General features: G+C 74.5%; 24 protein-coding genes. 16 read left to right on the top strand and 8 right to left on the bottom strand.

What is annotated here, in order from left to right; all coding sequences use genetic code 11:
* Nucleotides 1-116: 116 nt before the first annotated feature.
* From FJR00_RS14640 to FJR00_RS14660, 5 genes are all read left to right on the top strand, one after another.
* Nucleotides 117-2,018 (top strand): hypothetical protein, encoded by a 1,902-nt coding sequence (locus FJR00_RS14640; RefSeq protein WP_202876696.1) that lies wholly within the window; start codon nt 117-119, stop codon nt 2,016-2,018.
* A gap of 69 nt (nt 2,019-2,087) precedes the next feature.
* Nucleotides 2,088-2,765, top strand: a complete 678-nt coding sequence (locus tag FJR00_RS15855) for a hypothetical protein (RefSeq protein WP_181409652.1) — start codon at nt 2,088-2,090, stop codon at nt 2,763-2,765.
* Nucleotides 2,762-3,862 (top strand): hypothetical protein, encoded by a 1,101-nt coding sequence (locus FJR00_RS14650; RefSeq protein WP_141339363.1) that lies wholly within the window; start codon nt 2,762-2,764, stop codon nt 3,860-3,862. Before FJR00_RS15855 ends, FJR00_RS14650 begins: the two co-directional genes overlap by 4 nt.
* Nucleotides 3,859-4,677: an FHA domain-containing protein gene (locus tag FJR00_RS16060; protein WP_202876697.1), complete on the top strand. Its 819-nt coding sequence runs from the start codon at nt 3,859-3,861 to the stop codon at nt 4,675-4,677. Before FJR00_RS14650 ends, FJR00_RS16060 begins: the two co-directional genes overlap by 4 nt.
* 5 nt (nt 4,678-4,682) lie before the next feature.
* Nucleotides 4,683-5,054, top strand: a complete 372-nt coding sequence (locus tag FJR00_RS14660; RefSeq protein ID WP_141339364.1) for a nuclear transport factor 2 family protein — start codon at nt 4,683-4,685, stop codon at nt 5,052-5,054.
* Nucleotides 5,055-5,061: 7 nt separating this feature from the next.
* On the opposite strand, the gene FJR00_RS16565 is transcribed toward FJR00_RS14660, so the two are convergent.
* The 5 genes from FJR00_RS16565 to FJR00_RS15860 form a co-directional block, all read right to left on the bottom strand.
* On the bottom strand, nt 5,062-5,196 hold the full coding sequence (locus FJR00_RS16565; RefSeq protein WP_272949584.1) for a hypothetical protein: 135 nt from the start codon (nt 5,194-5,196) through the stop codon (nt 5,062-5,064).
* Between the two features lie 115 nt (nt 5,197-5,311).
* On the bottom strand, nt 5,312-5,995 hold the full coding sequence (locus FJR00_RS14665) for a DUF3618 domain-containing protein (protein ID WP_238330514.1): 684 nt from the start codon (nt 5,993-5,995) through the stop codon (nt 5,312-5,314).
* The gene (locus FJR00_RS14670) at nt 5,992-6,360 is read right to left on the bottom strand and encodes a phage holin family protein (RefSeq protein WP_377465593.1); all 369 of its coding nucleotides are present in this window, start codon (nt 6,358-6,360) and stop codon (nt 5,992-5,994) included. Before FJR00_RS14670 ends, FJR00_RS14665 begins: the two co-directional genes overlap by 4 nt.
* A gap of 134 nt (nt 6,361-6,494) precedes the next feature.
* Nucleotides 6,495-7,367 carry a hypothetical protein gene (locus FJR00_RS14675; RefSeq protein WP_141339366.1) on the bottom strand — a complete coding sequence of 291 codons (873 nt, stop codon included), beginning with the start codon at nt 7,365-7,367 and terminating at the stop codon, nt 6,495-6,497.
* A gap of 301 nt (nt 7,368-7,668) precedes the next feature.
* A complete protein-coding gene (locus FJR00_RS15860) occupies nt 7,669-8,049 on the bottom strand; it encodes a hypothetical protein (protein WP_181409653.1) in 381 nt (126 codons plus the stop codon).
* A 115-nt stretch (nt 8,050-8,164) separates the two neighbouring features.
* Here FJR00_RS15860 and FJR00_RS14685 point away from each other — a divergent pair, with 115 nt between their 5' ends.
* Nucleotides 8,165-8,890, top strand: coding sequence for an AIM24 family protein (locus tag FJR00_RS14685; RefSeq protein WP_141339367.1), 726 nt, complete (start codon nt 8,165-8,167; stop codon nt 8,888-8,890).
* Nucleotides 8,891-8,952: 62 nt separating this feature from the next.
* Nucleotides 8,953-10,383 (top strand): M1 family metallopeptidase, encoded by a 1,431-nt coding sequence (locus tag FJR00_RS14690; RefSeq protein ID WP_141339368.1) that lies wholly within the window; start codon nt 8,953-8,955, stop codon nt 10,381-10,383.
* Nucleotides 10,384-10,486: 103 nt separating this feature from the next.
* On the opposite strand, the gene FJR00_RS14695 is transcribed toward FJR00_RS14690, so the two are convergent.
* Nucleotides 10,487-11,407, bottom strand: a complete 921-nt coding sequence (locus tag FJR00_RS14695) for a DUF2382 domain-containing protein (RefSeq protein WP_141339369.1) — start codon at nt 11,405-11,407, stop codon at nt 10,487-10,489.
* A gap of 121 nt (nt 11,408-11,528) precedes the next feature.
* On the opposite strand from FJR00_RS14695, the gene FJR00_RS14700 reads away from it, so the two are divergent.
* Nucleotides 11,529-12,269: a TetR family transcriptional regulator gene (locus FJR00_RS14700; RefSeq protein ID WP_141339370.1), complete on the top strand. Its 741-nt coding sequence runs from the start codon at nt 11,529-11,531 to the stop codon at nt 12,267-12,269.
* A gap of 49 nt (nt 12,270-12,318) precedes the next feature.
* Nucleotides 12,319-12,954 carry a DUF2461 domain-containing protein gene (locus tag FJR00_RS14705; RefSeq protein ID WP_141339371.1) on the top strand — a complete coding sequence of 212 codons (636 nt, stop codon included), beginning with the start codon at nt 12,319-12,321 and terminating at the stop codon, nt 12,952-12,954.
* On the opposite strand, the gene FJR00_RS14710 is transcribed toward FJR00_RS14705, so the two are convergent.
* Complete coding sequence (locus tag FJR00_RS14710; RefSeq protein ID WP_272949585.1) at nt 12,884-13,369, bottom strand: very short patch repair endonuclease; 486 nt, start codon at nt 13,367-13,369, stop codon at nt 12,884-12,886. The two genes, FJR00_RS14705 and FJR00_RS14710, sit on opposite strands and share 71 nt — an antisense overlap.
* 222 nt (nt 13,370-13,591) lie before the next feature.
* Between FJR00_RS14710 and FJR00_RS16415 the strand changes: the two genes are divergently transcribed.
* The gene (locus FJR00_RS16415) at nt 13,592-14,632 is read left to right on the top strand and encodes a hypothetical protein (RefSeq protein ID WP_238330515.1); all 1,041 of its coding nucleotides are present in this window, start codon (nt 13,592-13,594) and stop codon (nt 14,630-14,632) included.
* Between the two features lie 75 nt (nt 14,633-14,707).
* Here FJR00_RS16415 and FJR00_RS14720 read toward each other — a convergent pair whose 3' ends face one another.
* Nucleotides 14,708-15,397 carry an NUDIX hydrolase gene (locus FJR00_RS14720; RefSeq protein ID WP_141339372.1) on the bottom strand — a complete coding sequence of 230 codons (690 nt, stop codon included), beginning with the start codon at nt 15,395-15,397 and terminating at the stop codon, nt 14,708-14,710.
* Between the two features lie 88 nt (nt 15,398-15,485).
* On the opposite strand from FJR00_RS14720, the gene FJR00_RS14725 reads away from it, so the two are divergent.
* The 6 genes from FJR00_RS14725 (at nt 15,486) to FJR00_RS14750 (ending at nt 22,099) form a co-directional block, all read left to right on the top strand.
* A complete protein-coding gene (locus FJR00_RS14725; RefSeq protein WP_141339373.1) occupies nt 15,486-16,943 on the top strand; it encodes an ADP-ribosylglycohydrolase family protein in 1,458 nt (485 codons plus the stop codon).
* A 146-nt stretch (nt 16,944-17,089) separates the two neighbouring features.
* Complete coding sequence (locus FJR00_RS14730; RefSeq protein ID WP_141339374.1) at nt 17,090-18,211, top strand: iron-siderophore ABC transporter substrate-binding protein; 1,122 nt, start codon at nt 17,090-17,092, stop codon at nt 18,209-18,211.
* Between the two features lie 83 nt (nt 18,212-18,294).
* Entirely contained in the window at nt 18,295-19,302 is a 1,008-nt protein-coding gene (locus FJR00_RS14735; RefSeq protein ID WP_181409654.1) for a FecCD family ABC transporter permease, read from the top strand.
* Nucleotides 19,299-20,354, top strand: a complete 1,056-nt coding sequence (locus FJR00_RS14740) for a FecCD family ABC transporter permease (protein ID WP_141339375.1) — start codon at nt 19,299-19,301, stop codon at nt 20,352-20,354. The genes FJR00_RS14735 and FJR00_RS14740 overlap by 4 nt, the downstream gene beginning before the upstream one ends.
* Nucleotides 20,355-21,218, top strand: coding sequence for an ABC transporter ATP-binding protein (locus tag FJR00_RS14745; RefSeq protein ID WP_141339376.1), 864 nt, complete (start codon nt 20,355-20,357; stop codon nt 21,216-21,218). It begins immediately after the preceding gene.
* The gene (locus FJR00_RS14750) at nt 21,215-22,099 is read left to right on the top strand and encodes a siderophore-interacting protein (protein ID WP_141339377.1); all 885 of its coding nucleotides are present in this window, start codon (nt 21,215-21,217) and stop codon (nt 22,097-22,099) included. The genes FJR00_RS14745 and FJR00_RS14750 overlap by 4 nt, the downstream gene beginning before the upstream one ends.
* Nucleotides 22,100-22,124 lie beyond the last annotated feature (25 nt).

Genomic DNA, 22,124 nt, shown 5'->3' on the forward strand with positions numbered 1-22,124 from the left:
AGCCGAGGCGTCCCGCCCCACCCGCAGGGGTATGCCGTCGCGCCGGCGGGCGTGGCGGCGCCCCGCCCCCGCTGCCCTCGCCTAGCCTGGGGAGGTCCACGAGCTCGGGAGCCCGCATGCCAGACCACCTGCCCGTCCCCTCCGTCCCGGCCGGCGACGACCGGTCCGTCCGGCGGCCCGCCGGACCCGTCCGGCGTGCCGGCCTGCGCGGCGGGGTGGCCGCGGCTGCCGTCCTGTCGCTCGTCCTGGCCGCCTGCTCGCCCGGGTCCGACGGGGACGACGGGAGCGGGACGGACGGGGCCCGCGGCACGGACGGCTCGGCCGTCGCCCCGCCCGCCGACCCGGACGCCCTCGTGGCGACCCTCTCCGCGGGCCAGGAGGGGACGGTCGTGCTGGGGGCCGAGGACGACGGCGACGACCACGCCGAGGGTTACGACCCCTCGGCCCTCGCCCTGGCGACGGCCGACCACTTCTTCACGGACGCCCCGGTCGTCGTGCTCACCTCGGCCGACAAGCAGCTGCGGGCCGCGTCCGCCGCCGTGGCCCTCGGCGTGCCCGTCCTCGTCGACGGCCCGCACACCTCGGCGCAGCTGGACCGGCTCGGCACGGAGGTGGCCCTGGTCGTCGGTGCCGTGGCGGACCCCGGGATCGACGTGGTCGTGGCCGCCGACGATGCCGAGCTGGCCTCCCTGGTGGGCGCCACGGGCGAGCCGCTGGCCGTGGGTCCCGAGGACCAGGTGCAGCAGGTGGCCGACCTCGACCCGGCCTCCCCCGAGGTCCTCGTTCCGGACGCCTCCTCCACCGACGCCGAGGCCGCGACGGCCGGCCCGGCGGGGGACGAGGGCGGCGCGACCGCCGAGGCCGCCCCGGCACCGGCGCCGGAGGGGGCCGACCAGGACGCCACGACGGCCACCGCGGACCCCGCTCCGGCCCCCCTGGAGTCCGACCGGGACGAGCTGCCGGTGACCGCGCCACCGCCCCCGCTGGACGACGTGCTCGTGCTCTCGACCGGGGACCCGGCGCAGACGGCCGCCGTCGGCACGGCGAGGGCCGCAGGAGCGCAGGTGGTCGTGCTGCCCGGCGGCGACCCCGGTGCCTCGTCCGAGTCGCTGTCCGCCTTCGCCGACGCGGCCGCCGGGGCGACCTCCCTGGTCGGGCTGGGCGCGCAGTTCGGCGACCCGGACACCCTCGACTGGCAGGCCCGCGTGGCCGCCACCGGCGTGGAGCTGCCCGGCGGGGGGCTGACGACCCTGCCGGGCAAGACCTACGTGGCCCTCTACGGCACGCCCAGCACGGGGGCCCTCGGCGTCCTCGGCGAGCAGCCCATCGAGGACACGATCACCAGGGCGCAGGAGCACGCGTCCTGGTACGAGCCGCTGACCGACGAGCCCGTGGTCCCGACCCTGGAGATCATCGCCACGGTCGCCAGCGCGGAGGCCGGGCCGGACGGCAACTACTCCAACGAGCTGCCGGTCGAGGACCTGCGGCCCCTGGTCGAGCTGGCCGCCGAGAACGGCGTCTACGTCGTGCTCGACCTCCAGCCGGGCCGGACCGACTTCGTGGAGCAGGCGCAGATCTACGAGGAGCTGCTCCGACTGCCCCACGTGGGTCTCGCGCTGGACCCGGAGTGGCGGCTGGGCCCCGACGAGGTGCACATGGTCCGGATCGGGTCGGTGGAGACCGAGGAGGTCGACCGGGTGGTCGACTGGATGGCCGAGCTGGTGCGCGAGCACGACCTGCCCCAGAAGATGCTCGTGCTGCACCAGTTCCAGATCCGGATGATCCCCGGTGCCGACGACGTCGACCGGTCCCGCCCCGAGGTCGCCGTGCTCATCCATGCCGACGGGCAGGGGCCCCACGGGAGCAAGATGGACACCTGGACGGCGCTGCAGGGCCACGCGCCGGGCGTGGAGCACTGGGGCTGGAAGAACTTCTACGACGAGGACGTCCCGGGGCCGTTCACCCCGGAGGCGACGATGCAGGTCGAGCCGACCCCCGACTTCATCTCCTACCAGTAGCGGTCGAGTAGCCACCATCCCCGGGGGTGGGCACAATGACACGACCGTGACCTCGACCCAGGACCCGTGATGCCCGACGCGCCCGACCCCGCCCTCCTCGACGTCCCCTCCGTCGAGGCACTGCGGCGCACCGTCGCCGAGCAGGAGCCCCTGCTGACAGGTCCTCCCCTCCACGACTCGGTCACGGTCCGGGTGCGCCGGGTGCTCGGGGCCGCCGCCGACCTGCTGGAGCTCTTGGACGAGGACATCTCCGGCCGTCCGGCCGGGGCGCGCACCACCGGACCCGTCGACGACCTGGATCTGCTCGCCCGCGACACGGTCGCCCGCGCGGTCACCTGGGTGGTGGAGTCCGTCGGCGCGCACCTGCGCCTGCCGTCCCGGTTCGCGGCCGGGCACGCCGTCGAGGGGGAGCATCCGCCGCTGCTGGCCCTCGTCGACGACCTCGACCTGCTGGGCCTGACCGTGGACCACGCCTACGACGCCGTCCACCGGGCCGATCCCGACCACGCGCGCCGTCAGCGCGAGGTGCTGCTGACCCGGTTCGGCACCACCACCCGGCCGGACCGCCTCGTCGACGAGACCGGGGTCCGGCCCGAGCACCTGGACGAGCAGGTCCTCGACGACCACGGGCTCCAGGTGGGCGAGGACGGCATCCCCCGGTTGCCGGTGCCGGATCAGCCCGACCCCCACCATGAGACCACCGCGGCCGCTCCCGGCCCGGACACCCCCACCCAGGAGACGACGTGAGCACAAGGTATGCGGTGGCGCCGACCCCGCCGGCGGGGCCCGGGGAGCAGCCCGAGGACCGGGCGGTCGACCACTACCTCTCCGAGCTGGCCCGGTGGCGGATGCGTCGCGAGCACGAGCTCAGCGCGCTGGACGAGATCACCCGCACCCACCCCGACCGGGACGCGCTCAACGAGGACGTCACCGCCTCGATGACCCTTCACCACGCGATCGCCCAGCGGCACGACCTGCTGCTGGCGACGTGGGAGGACGTGCGCGACGGGGACGGCGAGCGCGAGTGGGTCTCCACCCTGCTGTGGGGCGTGCTGGAGATGCCCGACGGCGACCCCCAGGCGCTGGCGCTGGCGCTGCCGGACGCGCTGCGCATGTCGGACGCGCTGGCCGCCTCGCTGCGGGCCCGCACCGGCGCCGACGGGGACGAGCTGCCGGTGCGTCAGCGGGTGGCGGCGCTGCGGGCCGACCTGGAACGGCTGGCGGACGCGGTGGCCGGCGACGACAGCACCGAGCGCCTCGAGGAGGCCCGTCGGCGACTGGACGCGCTGGGACGGCGCGCCGACGAGGAGGCCCTGGTCGAGATCGGGGAGCTGGAGTCCGAGCTGGCCGGGCTGGAGCGGGCACTGCTCGTGGCCGCCGCCGAGGAGGCCCACGGCACCGCCGACCTCGACCAGGCCCGGGCCGAGCGCGAGCACCTCGTCGCCAAGGGCGAGGCCGTCCGGGCCCTCGCGGCCCGGGTGCTGGAGAGCGTCACGCCCGCGCCGACCCTGGGCATCCCCGACGTCAGCGCCCTCGGGGAGGTGCCGACCGAGGAGTCCGAGCTGACGGCATACGTCGGGAACCTCGAGCGCGTGGGCAGGGCGCTGGACCAGGCGCACGCGACGTATGCGGCGGCGCTGGCGGAGTACGCCGACCTGGCCGACCGCGCGGAGCGGCTCGCCTCGACGCTGGCCGGGTGCGGCGCCCCGACCAGCGTCGACCTGTCCGGCATGCTCACCGCCGCCAAGGAGTCCCTGCACAACAAGCCGGCCGACGTCCGGAGGGCGGCGGCCCTGGTCGCCGCGCAGGAGGCCTACCTCGCCCAGCTGAGGCCGGAGTCATGAGCGGGGAGGAGGTCACCGGCCGCCGCACCGAGCCGGCCCGCCCGGTCGACCCGGAGGTGGAGGTCGAGGAGACCAGCCGGGAGTGCCCGCACTGCCACGCGACCAGCGTCGGGGACGTCAGCTTCTGCGGGTCGTGCGGCTACGACTTCGTCACCGGGACCCCACCGGTGGCGCCCGAGGAGCTGCCGCAGGCGGACGAGCGCCGCCCCACGGCGGAGCAGTCCGCCGAGCCGCTCGAGGCCTACATCGACCCGCGGCGGGACGCCGACGACATCGAGCTGCAGACGACCCCGGCCGAGGTGGCCCTCGACCCCGCGGACCTGCCCCACCGGCCGGACGTGCCGCCCCCCACGCCGCCGGCGGCCGGCCAGAGCGAGATCGCCCACGACCTGCCGCAGCGGCGTCCGCCCTCGCGGGAGCAGGACGCGGGGTGGGTGGCCGAGATCTGGGTGGACCACGCCTGGTACGCCACCCGCGACACCGACCAGCCGGCGCCCGAGGCGGGGCCCCCGGAGCTGGTGACGCTCACGCAGGACAATGTGGTCGTGGGTCGCACCAACGTCGAGCGCGGGCTGCGCCCGGACCTCGACGCCGGCACCGACGCGGGCGTGTCCGTCCGGCACGCCCAGCTGACCAGCGACGGGCACCGGTGGTGGGTCGAGGACCTGGACACCTCCAACGGCACGTACGTCTCGACCGTGGGACTGCCACTGCCGACCGAGCCGATCGAGCGTGGCGTGCGGGTGCAGATCGACGAGGACGACCGGGTCTTCCTCGGCGCGTGGACCCGGTTGATGCTGCGGCGCAGGGCCTGACGCCGATGGCCGGACTCCAGCTGCCCGACCTGCTGGCCCTCGAGCACGAGGGCTGGCGGTCGCTCTGCGAGGGTCGGGGCGGCCGTTTCTACCGGGACCTCATGACCGAGGACGGCCTCATGGTGCTGGCCCACGGCATGGTCCTGGACCGGGCCCAGGCGGTCGACTCCCTCGGGGACGCTCCGGCCTGGGACGAGTACACGATCGTGGAGCCCCGGGTCGTCGAGCTGGGGACGCACGTCGCCGCCCTGGTCTACCGTGCGACGGCCCGCCGGGCGGTCTCCCCACCCTTCGAGGCGCTCATGACCAGCGTCTACCGGGTGCAGGACGACCGGCTGCGGCTGGGGCTCTACCAGCAGACGGTCGTTCCCGCCTGAACGGGAGTCAGTGCTTCTTGCCGCGGGACTCGATCTCGAGGTGCTCCGAGCCGGCCTTCTTCGCCTGCTTCTCGGCCCGCTTCTCCTTCAGGCTCTTGCCCGACTTCTTCGACATCGACTGGCGGGGGGACTTGTCAGCCACGGCTGACTCCTTCGTTCAAAAAGCCTGGATGGCTCCGTAGCTCCCCACACTACCCGGCAGGGGCCGGACCCGGTCGGGGCGACCGGATCCGGCCCCGTGGCGGTGGCAGCGGCGGTCAGGCCTGGCCGCTCTGCCCCTGGACGTTCTTCTTGGACTCCTGGGCGCTGACCTTGACGTCCTCGGCCGCCGACCCGGCCTCGTCCTTGACGTGCTCCACGCTCTCGGACGCGCTCTGCTTCACCTGGTCGGCCGCCTCCTGCGCCTGGGGCTTGACGTCCTCGACCACGTCCTGGGCCACCGACCTGACCTCGTCGACCAGGCCGCTGTCCCCGACCCGCTCCTTGGCCGTGACGGCGAGCTCGCGCTCCTTCTCCGACCCGGGCAGCAGGGAGCCGAGCAGCCAGCCCGCGCCGAGCGCGATCAGTCCGGCCGCCATCGGGTTGCCCCTGGTCTTCCGGCGGGCCTGGGTCGGGGCCGACGCCACCGTGTCGCGGGCCGACCCGGCGACCTCACCCACCCGTTCGCCCACGTCGGAGGCGGCGTCGGAGGCGCGCTGCCCCATACCGGGCCCGGAACCGGGGTCGTCGCTGCCCATGACCTTCTCCTTGAGCGAGCGGCCGGCCCCGGTCACGGTCTCGCTCACCTTCTCGGCCTGGCGCCTGGCCACGTTGCCCGGGCTGGCTGCCTCGCCGAGCGCGTCGACGTCGCGGCTCAGGTCGCTGCGCGTCTGCTCGATCTGACGGCGCAGGACCTCCGGGTCGTCGCTCATCGGGGTCGGGTCGGTGGGGTAGGTGCTCATGCGTGGTCCTCGTTTCCCTTGAGTGCGTCCGGAACCTTCTTGGCGGTCTCGACGGTCTGCGGCAGACCCTCGACCTTCTGCAGCTGGGACCGGCCCAGCACGGCCAGGACCGCCGCGACGACGGCCCAGAGCAGGGCGACGACGACGGCCGCCCAGCCACGTCCCATGGCCTCTCCCAGCGCCCACCAGAGGGCCACGGAGAGGAACAGGAGGGTGAACCAGCCCGCGAGCGCGGCACCGGTGAGCATGCCCGCCCCCTTGCCGGCCCGGCTGGCGGACTGCTTGGCCTCCGCCTTGGCCAGGGCGACCTCCTGGCGCATCAGGGTGGACAGGTCCTGGGTGATGTCGCTGACCACCGCACCGATCGACCCGACCTCACCGCGGTCGTAGGTGTCGTGCGCCGTCCGGATCTGCCCGGCCGGGCGGACGTCGCCCGAGGCGGTCGTGCCCCCGGCGCGGGGGTCGGGCACAGGGTGCGCGCCGCCGCTGCCCGGGGCTGTCACCGGCGGTCACCGCCGTCCGTGGAGGGCGAGAGCGGGTCCCCGGCGAGCGGGTCCGCGGCGAAGTGCTCCTCGTCGAAGGCGTCCCCGGCGACGACGTCACCGGTGGCGGGATCGACCGGGTCGACGGCCTCCGGGCCGGTGTGGCCCTCCCCCGCCTCGGGGTACGCCAGGTCGTCCCTACCGGCGACGAAGGGTCCGGTGCCCCCGGCGGCCACCACGGGTGGGGCGCCGGCAGCCGCGGAGGTCGTGGCCGGCTGGCCGGCGGCCGGCCGGCCGCCGTAGCCCTGCACGCCGGCGGCGTCGCCGTACGGCGACGCCGGGGCGGTCGGCCCCGGCGGCAGTGCCTGCTGACCGCTGCCCGAGGTGTTGTCCTGGGACTCGTCCCGCAGGCCGCGGGTCAGCCGCCCGCCGATGAAGCCGACCGCCGCGCAGGCCGCCAGGAAGGTGCCAGGATTGCGACGGGCGTAGCGCCGGACCTCCTCGAGGAGGTCCGCGGGCTCACGGTCCTCCAGCCAGCCGGCGACGGTGTCGACCCGCTTCGCCGCCTGGCGCGCGAGACCGGCGGCCATGCCACCCTCCTCGGTGCCGTCGGCCATCTGCTGCAGCTCGCCGGCCAGGCCGTGAAGGCCTCCGGCCGCCCGCTGCTGCTGGTCCTTGGCCTGGCCAGTGACGTCCTCGCGGACCTGCTGGTAGAGCGAGGCAGCCTGCGCCTTCGCCTCCTCGGCCACCTGCTTCGCCTCGGTGCCTGCCGTCTGCGCGACGGATCCGGCGTTCTCCTTGGCGGCGCTGCCCAGGTTCTTGGACTCCTCCTTGGCCACGTCCGTGGTGGAGCGTGTCGAGTCGTACTGGTCGAACGGTTGATCGCTCATCTGCTCTCCCTAGCTGTTCGTGGGCCGGGTGCCCACTGGCCCACGACGGTAGGTGGGGCGGCGTCCGGATGCGCCTCGAAAGGCACCCTTCACCCCTGGGGGTGGAAGCCGTGGCGCCGCGGACCGGGGCGTCTGGGGTCGCCCAGCCTCGCGACCGTTACTACCGTCGACGATGGACGGCGATCGACGAGATCGATCGCAGATGACCCAGCACCGCCCCGGTGCTGTTCGCCATCCTGGGTGTCCTCGTCTTCTGACGGGGCGCCTCCTCGTCCGCCCGGTCAGCGCCCGCCAGCGCCCGTCAGCGCCCGGGTGGAGGCGGTGGCGGGGGTGGCGGACCCGACGGGCCGGACGTGCCCGGGCCGGGCGGCGGAGGGGTCGTCCCGCCACCTGCCCCGCCGCCGGGGTGCGGCGGGGCGGTCGACCCTGGCGGCGGAGGGGCCGAGGAGGCCCGGTCGGCCAGCTCGTCGAGCTGGGCGAGCAGCTGGGCGCGTCGGGCCGGGTCCGCGGCCTCACCCCTGTGCTCGTCGTGGACGAGCCGCCCCAGTTGGGCGTAGAGCCGCTCGGCACCCGGGACCCCGCCCGAGCCGCCGGGCAACGTCATACCGCTCTGGTTGAGAGCCGTCTCGGCCTTCCCCGCGAGCTCGTTCGCGGTGCGCATGGCCTTGTCCAGGAATCCCACGGTCCACCTCCGGGTGGGTGACAGCGACTGTGATCCAGACCATACTCGGGACGTGGGCCGCTCGGGGAGCTCGGGACAGGTCCGGAGGAGATGGGACCGACCAGAGGAGAGACGCATGGCCATCCACGGTTCGCTGTTCGAGGACTTCCGCGAGACCGAGTCCCGCGACCAGTTCACCCGGCAGAACTCCAAGCTGCTCAAGATCCGCATGGACTACGGCCCGGTCAACGCCCGGCTCGGCTCGATGGTGGCCTACCAGGGGGACGTGCGGTTCACCAACCGCGGCTCCGGCGGCCTGGACAAGCTGCTGAAGTCCAAGCTGACCGGCGAGGGCGTGCCGATCATGGAGTGCGCCGGCGCGGGTGAGCTGTTCCTCGCCAACGACGCGGCCGACGTGCAGGTGCTCTACCTGGACAACGACATGATCTCGGTCAACGGCGCCAACGTCCTGGCCTTCAGCGCCTCGATCGACTGGGACATCCACCGGGTGGCGGCGCGGGGCGGGATGATGGCCGGCGGTCTGTTCAACGTCTCGCTCCGCGGGTCCGGGTATGTCGCGGTCACCAGCCGCGGCGAGCCCGTCGCCCTCGACGTGGGCCAGGCGCCGACCTTCGCCGACGCGCACGCCGTCGTGCTGTGGACGGCCGGGGCCCGGATGGACATCAAGGTCGACACCGGGGGCATCGGCTCGATGCTGCGGGGCGGCACCGGGGAGTCGATCCAGATGGCCTTCACCGGCAACGGGCACGTGCTGGTCCAGCCGGCCGAGAACCAGCACACGACGGGTTCCGGCGAGCGGACCGGCCGCAGCGGCGGCCTGGGGGACATCCTGGGCGGCTGAGCCGCCGCGCCCCAGATCACGACTCGTCAGCACCGAAGACACGACGGCACGAAGGAGCACCGATGAGCACTCTTCACCGACGGCTGACCGCAGGCGCGGCCCTGGGCGTCCTGACGCTCGCGCCCGCACTGACCACCGCCACCGCCGCGCCGGATCGGCCCGGCCCTCGCTACACCGAGGGCGCGGACGGGGCAGGAGACCCCTACCTTCCGCTCGCCGGCAACGGCGGGATCGACGTCCGGCACTACTCGCTGGACCTCGACTACACACCGCCCGGACCGGACCCGGCACCGCTCGAGGGGTGGCTGGAGGGCACGGCGACGCTGACCCTCACGGCGACCCAGGACCTGCGGTCCTTCAACCTCGACCTGCGAGGGCTCACGGCCACGGAGGTCCGGGTGGACGGCAAACCGATGTCCTTCGCCCAGGAGCAGGGCAACGAGCTGGTCGTCCAGTCCCGCCCGATGCTCAAGACCGGGCGGACGGTCGAGGTCGTCGTCGACTACGAAGGCACCACGACCCGCCCCCTGGACCTGGAGGGTGCGCTATACGGCTGGGTGACCACGCGCGACGGCGCGATCGTGACCAGCCAGCCTGACGGCGCGGCGACGTGGTTCCCCACGAGCGACCACCCGACGGACAAGGCGACCTACGACTTCGCCATCACCGTGCCCGAGGGGCTGGTCGCCGTGGCCAACGGGCTGCTCGAGGGCTCGAGGACCGCCGACGGGCGCACCACGTGGTGGTGGGACGCCCCGGACCCGATGGCGGCCTACCTGGCCACCGCGACGGTCGGCAACTTCGAGCTGCACGAGTACACGACGGCCAGCGGTGTGCCCGTCATCGACGCCGTGGATGCCGACCTGCCGGAATCGGCCTCGGCGAACCTGGCCCTGACGGACGAGATGATGACGTTCTACGAGGGCGTCTTCGGCCCCTACCCGTTCGTGGCCTACGGCGCCATCGTGGACGACGACAGCGTCGGCTACGCCCTGGAGACGCAGACACGGTCCTTCTTCAGCCGCACCGCACGGGAGGGCACTGTCGCGCACGAGCTGGTCCACCAGTGGATCGGGGACGACGTCGCCGTGGAGCGCTGGGCCGACATCTGGCACAACGAGGGGTGGGCCACCTACGGCACCTGGCTGTGGAACGAGGAGCAGGGCAGGGCCACCGCTGACGAGGCGTTCCAGGCCGTGATGGACCGGCCCGCCACGAGTGACTTCTGGCAGCTCGAGATCGGTGACCCGGGGCCCCTCAACCTCTTCCACTCGGCGATCTACAGCCGCTCCGCCGCGATGCTGCACGCGCTGCGCACCGAGATCGGGGACGACCACTTCTTCACGCTGACCCGCACCTGGCTCCAGGAGCACGCCGGTGGGACGGCCTCGACGCAGGAGTACATGGAGATGGCCGAGGAGATCTCCGGAGAGGACCTCGACCACTTCTTCGAGGTGTGGCTGTTCACCCCGGAGAAGCCGACCGACTGGTGACCCCGGGCGTTCACGCGCGGACGGCCCGCCCCCTCGTGGGGGGCGGGCCGTCTGCATGTCCCGGGACCCGGGCGTCGGGCTCAGGCCCGACGGCGTATGCCGATCAGGTGCGCCGACCGGGGTCGACGTCGCCGTCGCGCAGGCCCTCGCGGTCGTCGTCCTGGACGACGTCGACCTCCTCGTGGGCCACGTCGGTGGTCACGTCGCGCTCGTCGGTGACGGTGGTGCGCTGCACCCCGACCTCCTCGGTGGCGACCACGTCCTTGTCGATGACCGGACGCTCCTCGTGGACGGCCACCTCGATCTCGTCGTCGCCCAGGTCACCCCGGTCGGCGGTGCCGCCGTCGGTGACGGGCTCGCGGACGACCTCGTACTCCTCGCGCTCGACGGGCACGGTGACCGTCTTCTGGTCGGTGACCACGTGCTTGCGCAGCCGGACCCGGCCGGTCTGGACCCGCTCGGTGCCCACGTCGACCCGCTCCTCGTGGAGGGTCATCCGGCCCTCGTCGTTGCCGCGGGCGTCTCCGGCGTACTCCTGCCGGGCGACGTCACCCCCGGCGTTCAGGTCCTGCCGGTCCTCGTCGAGACCGCCGGACATCGCGGCGCCGCGCGGCATGGCATTGCCCTCCACGTCGTCGGCGCGGCCGTCGCGGTCGCGGTCGACGAAGCCCTCCCGGTCGACGTCGCCACGGCCGGTGCCGCCGCCCATGCCCTGCACCTCGTAGTAGCGGTAGAGCTCGTCCTGCTCGCTCTCGCTGAGGTGCTGGTCGGCCTCCATGTTGGGGGCGTCCTTGATGAAGCCCTTCTCGTAGGGCAGCCGGATCGTGCCGTCGCCGTAGTCGGCCTCGGTCAGCGGCACGAAGGTCTCCTTGGTGCCGAAGAACCCGGTCTTGACCGTGACCCACGCCGGGTCGCCGGTGTTGTCGTCCAGGTAGACCTGGCCCACTCCCCCGAGGCTGTCGCCGTCGCGGTCGACGACGTCGGCGTTGTACAGCTGGTCGATGTGCTCCTGGGTGATGCGCATGATTGCGAACTCCTTCCGTTTAGGGGCACTACTCGACCGACCATGGCAGAGCAGCCTGGGGCCTCGCACCTCGAAGAGGCGTCCTCACCCCCAGGGGTGGGGGGACGTCTAGGATGGGGTCATGGACGACCCCGGCCCGGGCGGTGCGCCCCCCGCTGGTCGGGTCCGGCGCCGGCACCTCGACCGCCCCCACCTGGACCGCGGCACGATCGTGCGCGGTGCGCTGGAGATCCTCGACGAGGGTGGGCTCGAGAGCCTGAGCATGCGCAGCCTCGGCCGTCACCTGGGCTACGAGGCCATGGCCCTCTACCGGCACGTCGACGGCCGGGAGGGCATCCTCGAGGCGGTGGTCGACCACCTGCTGGCCACGCTCGAGCTGCCATCTGCGACGGGCTCCTGGGAGGACTACCTGCGCGGTTTCGCCGACGCCATGCGCGGGCTGGCGCACCGCCACCCCCAGGCGTTCCCCCTGGTCGCCACCACCCACCCGGCGGCGCCCTGGCTCTGCCCGCCGCTGCGCAGCCTGGCGCTCGTCGACCAGTTCTTCGTCGACCTGCGCACGCTGGGCTGGGACCGGGAGTCCTCCGTGGAGGTCTACCAGGCGTTCGCCGGGTTCCTGCTGGGCTTCCTGCTGATGGAGACCGCACGGCTCGGGGTGGGCACGGCGCCGCCGGACGTCCCCCTGGACGAGGGAGGCCCCGACGACCACCGGGGACGAGACCGCGGGCTCGACCTCACCGCATACCCCACCCTGGTGGACCTGCGTCCCCTCCTGGAGGGCGACCGGTGCGAGGAGGAGTTCCTGGCCGGGACGGAGTCCCTGCTGGAGCGCCTGCGCGGGATCGAGCGGTCCCCCGTCTGACGGCCCGGTCCGGTTGACACCGGCGCAGGTGAGGACCTGCACTGCGGGTATGCCGTTCACCGGGGTCCCGCACGCCGCTCCCGCCTTCTACGCCGAGCTGGAGGAGGACAACTCGCGGGAGTTCTGGGCCCGGCACCGGGAGCGCTACGAGCGGGACGTGCGCGGGCCGATGGCGTCCCTGCTCGAGGAGCTCACCGGGGAGTTCGGCGAGGGACGGATCTTCCGTCCGCACCGCGACGTGCGCTTCAGCGCCGACAAGAGCCCCTACAAGACGCACCAGGGGGTCTTCGTGCCGGTCGGGCGCCGGACAGGGTGGTATGCCGAGGTGTCGGCCGACGGGTTCCGGCTGGGCGGCGGGTGCTACCACCTGGAGCCGGAGGACCTGCGCGCGTTCCGGCACGGGGTGGACGGGCCCCGCGGGGCCCGGCTGGAGACCGTGGTCGGGCAGCTCGGGCAGGCCGGGTGGGAGGTCGTCGGCGAGTCGTTGCGGACGGCACCCCGAGGATTTTCCCGGGACCATCCGCGGATCGGGCTGCTGCGGCGGAGGTCGCTGGCGGCCATGCGGTGGATCGAGGACGGCGACGTGGTGACGACGCCGCGGCTCGTGGAGGAGGTCAGGGCGGACTGGCGCCGGGTGCGTCCCCTGGTGGAGTGGCTGCGCGAGGTGGTCGGCGGCCCCGGCTGAGGTCCAGTGCGTCCTCGACCTTCGCCACCGCCGCCGGCACGTCCTCGTGCTCCCAGATCCGCACGACGGACCAGCCGGCCTCCCGCAGCAACCGGTCGGTGTCGGCGTCGCGGGAGCGGTTGGCCTCGAGCTTGCCGGCCCACCACGCCTCGTTCGCCCGTGGCCTGGTGCCGTGCTCGGGGCAGGAGTGCCAGAAGCACCCGTCGACGAAGACGGCCAGCCGCGCGCGGGTGAAGGCGATGTCGACCGTCCGCCGTCGGTTGCCGGGCACCGGGTAGACCACGCGGAAGCGGTGCCGTGCGGCGTGCAGAGCGCGCCGCAGGGCCAGCTCCGGCGCCGTCTCGCGGCGGGGCGCCCGGGACATCCGGGCCGACACCTGCGCCGAGGAGGCTCCCGGGTGGGGTGGGACGCCCACGGGTCAGTGCACCAGGACGGCCTTGGCCACCTCGCCGGACCCGGTCGCCTCGATCGCGGACTCCAGCTCCGAGGAACCTCGGGGCACGCGGAGGACGTGGGCACGGTTCTGCGTCGGCATGGGAATCCTCTCGTCGCGGTCCTCCCACCGTAGTCCGGCCGTGGCGGGCGTGCCCGACCCCCGGCGAAGGGTCTGTCGGTCCCTGGGGGTAGACCGTGAGGCGTGGACGGGCAGGGACGCTTCGAGAACTCACTGCTGCGCGGCGGCATCGAGGAGCGGACCAAGCGCTACGGGAGACGGTGGCCAACGGGCTGGTTCGAGCTGGACGACCTCATCGGAGGCGGTGTCGAGCGGGGCCGGGTCACCGTGGTCACCGGCCCCGAGGAGCTGCGGCGAGCGGTGACCAGCAGCATCGCCCTGTGGGGCGCTGCCGCCGGGGCGACGACCCTCCTGGTCGGGCTGCAGGAGACGCCCGAGCAGCTGCAGGTGCGGTGCGTGACGTCGGCGACGGGACTGACGGCGCAGGAGGTGGTCCGTCCCGAGGACGGCTGGGCGGGTGCGCGCCGGGAGGCCCTCGACGAGATCCTCCGGGCGGTGACCCTCCGGGCGATGACCCCGTCGTCCATGGTGCCCTCGCACCAGCTGACCATGATGCAGGTCGAGCTGCTGGTCGCCGACGATCCCTGGGCCGACCTGGGCGCGCTGTCGACCTCGCTCGCCGCCGGTCCCGGCTGGCAGCGTGGTGCGGCCGTCGAGGACAGCCTGCGTCATTACGCCGCCCTGTCCCGGGCGGCCGTGGTCACCAGCGGTGCTGCGACCAGGATGGGCCGGTGGCGGCCCCACCTGCGGATCGACATCGCCGAACCACGGCGGCCCGGGGCCGGGACCACCGCCCTGGTCCGGCACCGGGCCCACGAGGACGTGCGGCTCGCGCTGCCCTTCGCCGTGGACCCGGACGGCGTGCACCGCCTCCCCCAGCCCGGCCCGGCCGCCGGCTGGCCGGACCCACCTCCACCGCTCGCCCTCCTCGACGACCGCGCCGTCGAGCTGCTCGCGGCCCGGGGCGGGAGGCTGGACCTGCCCGGGGCCCGGGGTACCTGCCCGGAGTGCCACAGCCTCGACGTCCGCCACCATGTCCTGGGGATGCCGGCCGGCCCCTGCCCGGTGGAGTGGGTGGACCAGCTGGGCTGCGTCGTCGGGCACGCTGCGACGCAGCGGACCTGCGAGCACTGCGGCCACGGGTGGGACCCCGGCCGCGACTGAAGCTGCACACCGGCGACCGAGCTGGCAGCCGCGGCCGTCCGCGACGGTGCCCCGGCACGGTCGGCGCAGGGCCGCTCAGCCCCGCAGCAGCGGGGGGTGCAGCACCGTGCCCTCCCCGGCCGCGGCCCGGTAGAGCCGGGCGGGCCGTCCCCGGCGCCCCTCGGCATACCTGCCGGTGTCCTCGACGAACCCCTCGGTGCCCAGGACCTTGCGCTGGAAGTTGGACCGGTCGAGCGTGCTGCCCCACACCGTCTCGTAGACATGCCGCAGGTCGCGCAGGGTGAACTCCCGGGGGCAGAAGCTGGTGGCCAGGGTGGTGTACTCCAGCTTGGCCCGGGCCCGCTCGAGCCCGTCGGTGAGGATCTGGTGGTGGTCGAAGGCCAGCGGCATCGCCAGGGCCTCCTCGACCGGCCACCACCTGGCCTCGGCGGCGTCGGTGCCGGCCGTCGGCTCGGGCAGGTGGGCGCCCAGGGCGAGCCAGGCCACGCTGACGACGCGCTCGGGCCGGGGGTCGCGGCCGGGGGCGCCGTAGGTGCGCAACTGCTCCAGCCGCAGGTCGTCCCGGGTGACCCGGCACTCCTCGGCGAGCTCGCGGTGGGCCGCGTCCTCGAGGTCCTCCTCGACCCGGGTGAAGCCGCCCGGGAGGGCCCAGCGGCCGGCGAACGGCTCACCTCCCCGTCGGACCAGCAGCACGTGGAGGACCTCGTCGCGGATGGTGAGGGCGACGACGTCGACGGTGACGGCGAAGGCGGGGTAGGCGGCCACGGCCCCAGCGTAGCCCCTTAAGGGTCAGCGACACCCTTTGTCGGTGGATTCGTATATAGTCACTCTGACACGAAGAAAGAAGGTTCCCATGCACCTCAGCACCGTCCAGCACGACCGCACCGCCGGCGTCCTCCTCGGGCAGGCCTGCGGCGACGCCCTCGGCGTCCCCTACGAGTTCGGCACGGCCCGGCTCGACCCGACCAGCGGCCCCCGGATGGCGGGGGGTGGGCTGGGGGGCTACGCGCCGGGCGAGTGGTCCGACGACACCCAGATGGCCGTCGCGGTCGCCCAGGTGGCCGCCACCGGGGCCGACCTGGCCGGGGACGACGGCCTGGAGCAGGTCGCGGCCGGCTTCCTGCGCTGGCACGCCCACGGCCCGGCCGACATCGGCGTCCAGACCCGGCAGATCCTGGCCGACCGCCCGCACCACCCCTCGGACCGGGACCACGTCGCCCTGCGTGAGCTGGCCGCCGACCTGCACCGTCGCACCGGCCGGACCGCCGGCAACGGCGCGCTGATGCGCACCTCCGTGGTCGGCCTGACCCGTCTCGACGACCGGGAGGCCACCGCCGGGGCGGCCCGGGCCGTGGCGACCCTGACGCACGCCGACCCGGTCGCGGGCGACTCGTGCGTGCTGTGGTCCGAGGCGGTCCGCCGGGCCGTGCTCGACGGGGTGCTCGACGTGGCGGCGGGGCTCGACCTGCTGCCGACGGACCGGCGCACCTGGTGGGCCGAGCGGCTCGAGGAGGCGCAGACCCGGCCGCCGGAGACGTTCGCGGGCAACGGCTGGACGGCCACCGCCCTCCAGGCCTCCTGGTCGGCGATCTGGCACACCCGGGAGGTCGGGACCGGCCCGGACCACGTCGTGGCCGCGCTGCACCGGGCGGTCGGCATCGGGCACGACACCGACACGGTGGCCGCGATCGCGGGCGGGCTGCTCGGGGCGCGCTACGGCGCCTCGGCGCTGCCGTTCGCCTGGACGCGGGAGGTGCACGGCTGGCCGGGGCTGCGGTCCCGGGGCCTGGTCTCCCTGGCGGTCCGCACCGCCGCGGGCGGTGGGCGCGGCGCCCAGGGCTGGCCGGGCGTCCCCCGCATGGACGACGGGGCGCAGCGGCCGCTGGCGGCGGCGCTGCCCTCCGACCCGGACGTGCTGCTGGGCACCATCGCCGACCTGGGCCGCGTCCGCGAGCTCGGCGTCGACGCCGTCGTCTCGCTGTGCCGGCTGGGCCAGGACGAGCACGCCCCCTCCCCCGTCGAGTCCCGCGACCACGCCGAGGTGTGGCTCGTCGACTCCGACGACCCGGCCAGCCACCAGCACCTGCGGTTCGCCCTCGTCGAGGCGGCCCGGGCGGTGGCCACCCTCCGCGCCGAGGGCCGGCGGGTGCTGCTGCACTGCGTGGCCGCCCACCACCGCACGCCTGCGGTCGCGCTGGTCTACCTGAGGGTGAGGGGCATGGAGCGCGCGGCCGCCGAGGACGAGGTCACCGAGGCCCTGGGCCGGGACGCGGTCGACGGGCTGCTCTGGCAGGAGGCGGGCCGCGACTGACGGGCACGCCTGAGGGGCACGCCCAGGGCGCGGGCGGCGCCACGCCATACCCGCCCGTCGGTGTTTGCATAATTGGGTAAGGACATCCTAACCTCACTTCCGTCCGCGTTCCGGACCCCACGGGGTCCCAGCCCGAGGAGTCCTCGATGTCCCGACGTCCCGCCGTCCTCCGCACGACCGCCCTGGCCGCCGCCGCCCTGCTTACCCTGACCGCCTGCTCCACCGGTCCGACCTCCGACGCGGAGGGCGGGGACACCGCGAGCGGCACGGACGACACCGGGCAGGGCCAGGGCACCGCGGCCGCCGACGACGGATCGGCTGCCGGCGGCGAGGACACCGGCACCTTCCCGGTCACCGTCGACCACGCCTTCGGCAGCACCGAGATCACCGCCGACCCCCAGCGCGTGGTCACCGTCGGCTGGACCGACCACGAGGTCATGGCCGCCCTCGGCGAGGTGCCGGTCGGCGCGGTGACGATCAACTGGGGCGGCAACGAGGCCGGCTCGACCGACTGGTTCGACGAGGCCGTCACCGAGCTCGGCCACGACCCGGCCGACATCACCCGCTACGACGACTCCGACGGGATCCCGGTCGACGAGATCGCCGCGATGGAGCCCGACCTGATCATCGGCACCAACTCGGGCATGAGCGAGGAGGACTACGACCGCCTCTCCCGGATCGCGCCGACCGTCGCCTACCCGGAGACGGCGTGGGCGACCCCGTGGCGCGAGTCCGTCGAGCTCGTCGGCCAGGCGATCGGCCGGCCGGAGCAGGCGCAGGAGGCCATCGCCGAGACCGAGGCCGAGTTCGAGAGCGCTCGCGAGGAGTTCCCCCAGCTCGAGGGCACCTCCTTCGCGTGGGGCTGGTTCAGCCCGACCGACACCTCGACGATCGGCCTCTACAACGTCATCGACCTGCGCCCGCAGTTCCTCACCGAGCTCGGCATGGTCAACGCCCCGGTCGTGGAGGAGATGAGCGGGGAGGAGAACTTCTCGGCCAACCTGTCCGCCGAGCAGGCCGACACCCTCGACGCCGACGTCTTCATCTTCTACACCGACGGCGGCTTCACCGCCGACAAGCTGCTCGAGGACCCGCTGCTCTCGCAGATCCCGGCGATGGCCTCCGGCGCCTACGTCGAGGCCGACGAGCCGCAGGAGGTCGTGGGCATGAGCTCGCCGACCCCGCTGTCCATCCCGGTCGCGATCGACCGCTTCGTCCCGCAGGTCGCCGAGGCCGCCGCCACCGCGGCGGAGGCCGACGCCCGCTGAGCGACCCATCCCCCCCTGCTGATCGGAGAGCCGCGATCGCCACGCGCACCAGCACCCTCCCCGGCACGCCGCGCACCCGCGGCGTGCCGGCAGGGCGCCGTCGGACCTGGGAGCCCCTGGCCGTCGGGCTCGGTGCCGTCGTGCTGGCCGTCGCGATCTCGGTCGCGGTCGGCTCGCGCACCCTCGGCCCCGGCGAGGTGCTCTCCGGGGTCGAGGCCCTCCTGCGCGGCGGCACCACCGACCCGGCCGCCGCGGTCGTCGCCGCCCGGGTCGACCGCACGGTCGTCGGCGCCGTCGTCGGACTCGCGGTCGCGCTGTCGGGGGCAGCCATGCAGGGGCTGACCCGCAACCCGCTGGCGGACCCGGGGATCCTCGGCGTCAACGCCGGAGCGGCGCTCGGGGTCGTGCTCGGCATCCAGCTGCTCGGCGTCGGTTCCGCAGCGGCGTTCGGCTGGCTCGCCCTGGGGGGCGGGGTCGTCGCCGCCGTCGTCGTGTATGCCGTCTCCGCCGCCGCGCCCGGCGGCCCCGCCCCGCTCACCATGGCCCTGGCCGGCGCCGCCCTCACGGCCGGGGCGGTCAGCGTCGTGGCCGGACTGCTCATCAGCGACCGCAGCGCCCTGGACACCTTCCGCTTCTGGCAGGTCGGCAGCGTCGCCGGACGACCGGTGGGCCTGGTCCTCGACGTCCTGCCGCTGCTGGTCGTCTCCCTCCTCGTCGTCGCCCTGTCCGGCCCGGTGCTCAACGCCACCGCCCTGGGCGACGACCTCGAGCGGGCGCTCGGCCAGCGGGTCCACCTGGCGCGCGGCGTCGTCGCCCTCGGCGCCGTCGGCCTGGCCGCCGGCGCCGTGGCGCTGGCCGGTCCGGTCGGCTTCGTCGGCCTGGTCGTGCCGCACCTGGTGCGGCTCGTCACCGGCCCCGACTACCGCCGCATCCTCCTCGGCAGCGCGATCGTCGGGCCGGTGCTGGTGCTGCTGACCGACACGCTCGGCCGGATCGTCATGCCGCCCTCGGAGATCCAGGTCGGCCTCATGACCGCGGTGCTCGGCGCCCCCGGCCTCATCTGGCTCGTCCGCAGGACGGCCGTGCGATGAGCGTCGACGTCGCCCCGGCGAAGGTCGTCGACCGGGTCGAGCAGGTCCGGTCCTCCCGCCGCCGGGCCGGCCGGCGCGGGCAGCTCGTCCTGGGCGGCCTGCTCGCCGCCTGGCTGGTGGCGATGGTGGTGCGGACCCTGCTGGGCGACTTCACGATCACCGTCCCCGACTTCTGGCGCATCGTCCTGGGCACGGGCGAGGTACCCGGCGGCGCCGAGTTCATCCTGCTGGACTCCAAGCTGCCGCGCGCCGTCGTCGGCACCCTCGCCGGCATGGCCCTGGGCGCGAGCGGGGCGACCTTCCAGCTCATGGCCCGCAACCCCCTGGCCAGCCCCGACGTCCTCGGCCTGACCATGGGCGCGAGCGCCGCGGCCGTCTTCACGCTCGTGGTCCTCGGCGGGTCGGGGGCGGCCGTCACGGTGGCGGCCCTGGTCGGCGCCGCCCTCGTGGCCGTGGCCCTGCTGACGCTGTCGGCCTCCCGCCCCGGCGCGGCACCGACGCGGATGATCCTCGTCGGGATCGCGCTGTCGGCGATGCTCACCTCGGTCGTGCACTGGGTGCTGCTGCGCGCCGACGTCTACCGGGCGCACGAGGCGATGGTCTGGCTGACCGGCAGCCTCAACGGCGTCACCTGGCGCCAGATCGGGCTGCTCGCGGTGGTCGTGGCGCTGGCCCTCCCGCTGCTGCTCGCCACCGCCCGCGAGCTGCACCTCGTCGAGCTCGGCGACGACGTCGCCGCCGGCGTCGGCGCCCCGCCCGGCCTCGTCCGCGCCCGGGCGCTGCTGCTGGTCGTGCTCCTCGTCGCGGCGACCACCTCGGTCTGCGGGCCGATCGCCTTCGTCGCCTTCCTCTCCGGCCCGATCGCCCGGAGGCTCCTCGGCGGCCGGGCCTCGATCGCCGCGGCGGCCCTCGTCGGCGCGGTCATCGTGGTGCTGGCCGACCATGCCGGCGCCTACGCCATACCTGACGTGAACCTTCCCGTCGGTGTCGTCACCGGCCTCGTCGGCGCCCCCTTCCTCCTGTGGCTCCTCACCCGTGAAAGGGCTTCCTAGATGACCTCCCTGACCGCCGAACGTCTCAGCCTCGGCTACGGCGAGCAGACGATCGTGCACGACCTCGACCTCACCGTCCCCGAGGGCAGGGTCACCGCCATCGTCGGCCCCAACGGGTGCGGCAAGTCCACGCTGCTGCGCGGGCTCTCCCGCCTGCTGCGGCCCAAGGACGGGCGCGTGCTGCTCGGCGACCGCGACGTCCACCGGATGCCCACCCGGCAGGTCGCCCGTTCGATGGCACTGCTGCCGCAGCACCCGGTCGTGCCCGAGGGCATCACCGTCGGCGAGCTCGTCGCCCGCGGCCGCCACCCGCACCACGGCCTGCTGCGCCGGTGGACCCGCGAGGACGACGAGGTGGTCGCCGAGGCGCTGGAGCTGACGGCCACCAGCCACCTGGTCGGCCGCGAGGTCGGCGAGCTCTCCGGCGGGCAGCGGCAGCGCGTGTGGATCGCGATGGTGCTGGCCCAGCGCACCGATCTGCTGCTGCTCGACGAGCCGACGAGCTTCCTCGACATCGCCCACCAGGTCGAGGTGCTCGACCTGGTCCGCGACCTGTCCGTCGACCGCGGCACGACGGTGGTCATGGTGCTGCACGACCTGGCGATGGCGGCCCGCTACGCCGACCACCTGGTCGCGATGCGCGGCGGCCGGGTCGTCGCCCAGGGCAACCCCCGCGAGGTCGTGACGGCCGAGACCGTCTGCGACGTCTTCGGCATCACCTGCCGCGTGCTGTGGCAGGAGGCCACCGGCGACCTGTCCGTCATCCCGCTCGGCCGGCACCGGCCGGTCGGGCACGCCCTGGGCACCGCGGGCACCCCGCGGATCGCCCCGGAGCTCGCCCCCGAGCTGGAGGTCCTGCGATGAACGCCCCCCTGAGCGACACCCTCGCCCGCGGCGCGCGGCAGGTCGCCGAGCAGGCGGCCGCCGAGGCCGACGCCCGCACGACGGCGATGCCGCTGGAGCGCGGCGAGCACGCCTGCGTCCCCGCGACCGTGCTGGCGGCGCGGTGGGTCGCGCCGCAGCTGCGCCGGCTCACCCTGCACGTGCCCGGCCTCGCGGGCTGGTGGGAGCCGTTCGGGCCCGACGAGTTCGTGGGCCTGGTCATGCCGCAGCCGGGGACGCCGCTGCCGGACCTGTCGGGGGTCAGCGGCCCCAACCCGCGGCCGGTCCTCGCGCGGATGCCGGAGGACGTGCGCCCCGACGTGCGCTGGTACACCGTCCGCGCCTACCGGCCCGACGTCGCCGAGCTCGACCTCGAGGTCGTGCTCCACCCGGAGGGCGAGGTCGACGAGGGGCCAGGCGCCCGCTGGGTGCGCGCTGCCGCACCGAACGACGAGCTCGCGGTGCAGACCGGCACGACCTGCTACCACCCGCCCGCCGACGCCCGGGTGCAGGTGGTCGCCGGCGACGAGACGGCATACCCGTCCATGGTGGCGATGATCGAGCGCGCACGCGGGCGCGACGTCGAGCTGCACGTCCTGCTCGAGGCCACGCCCGGTGCGCTGCCCGACCTGTCGGCCCCGGAGCGCGGCAGCCTCACCGTGGTCGAGCGGGACGGGCGGCCGGGCGACGCCCTCCTCGAGGTGCTCGCGGACGCCGACCTGCCCGCTCCCGACTACGGCTGGGTGTCCGGCGAGCAGGACCTCGCCGCGCGCGTGCGCCGTCACCTGGTCCGCGAGCGCGGGCTGGCAAGGACGGCGGTCTACTTCTGCGCCTACTGGATCCTCGGGCGGCCGCGCGGCTGACGCGGCACCGCGGTCCCCCGGCGTC

Source organism: Ornithinimicrobium kibberense (genome assembly GCF_006519705.1).
Lineage (GTDB): Bacteria > Actinomycetota > Actinomycetes > Actinomycetales > Dermatophilaceae > Ornithinicoccus > Ornithinicoccus kibberensis.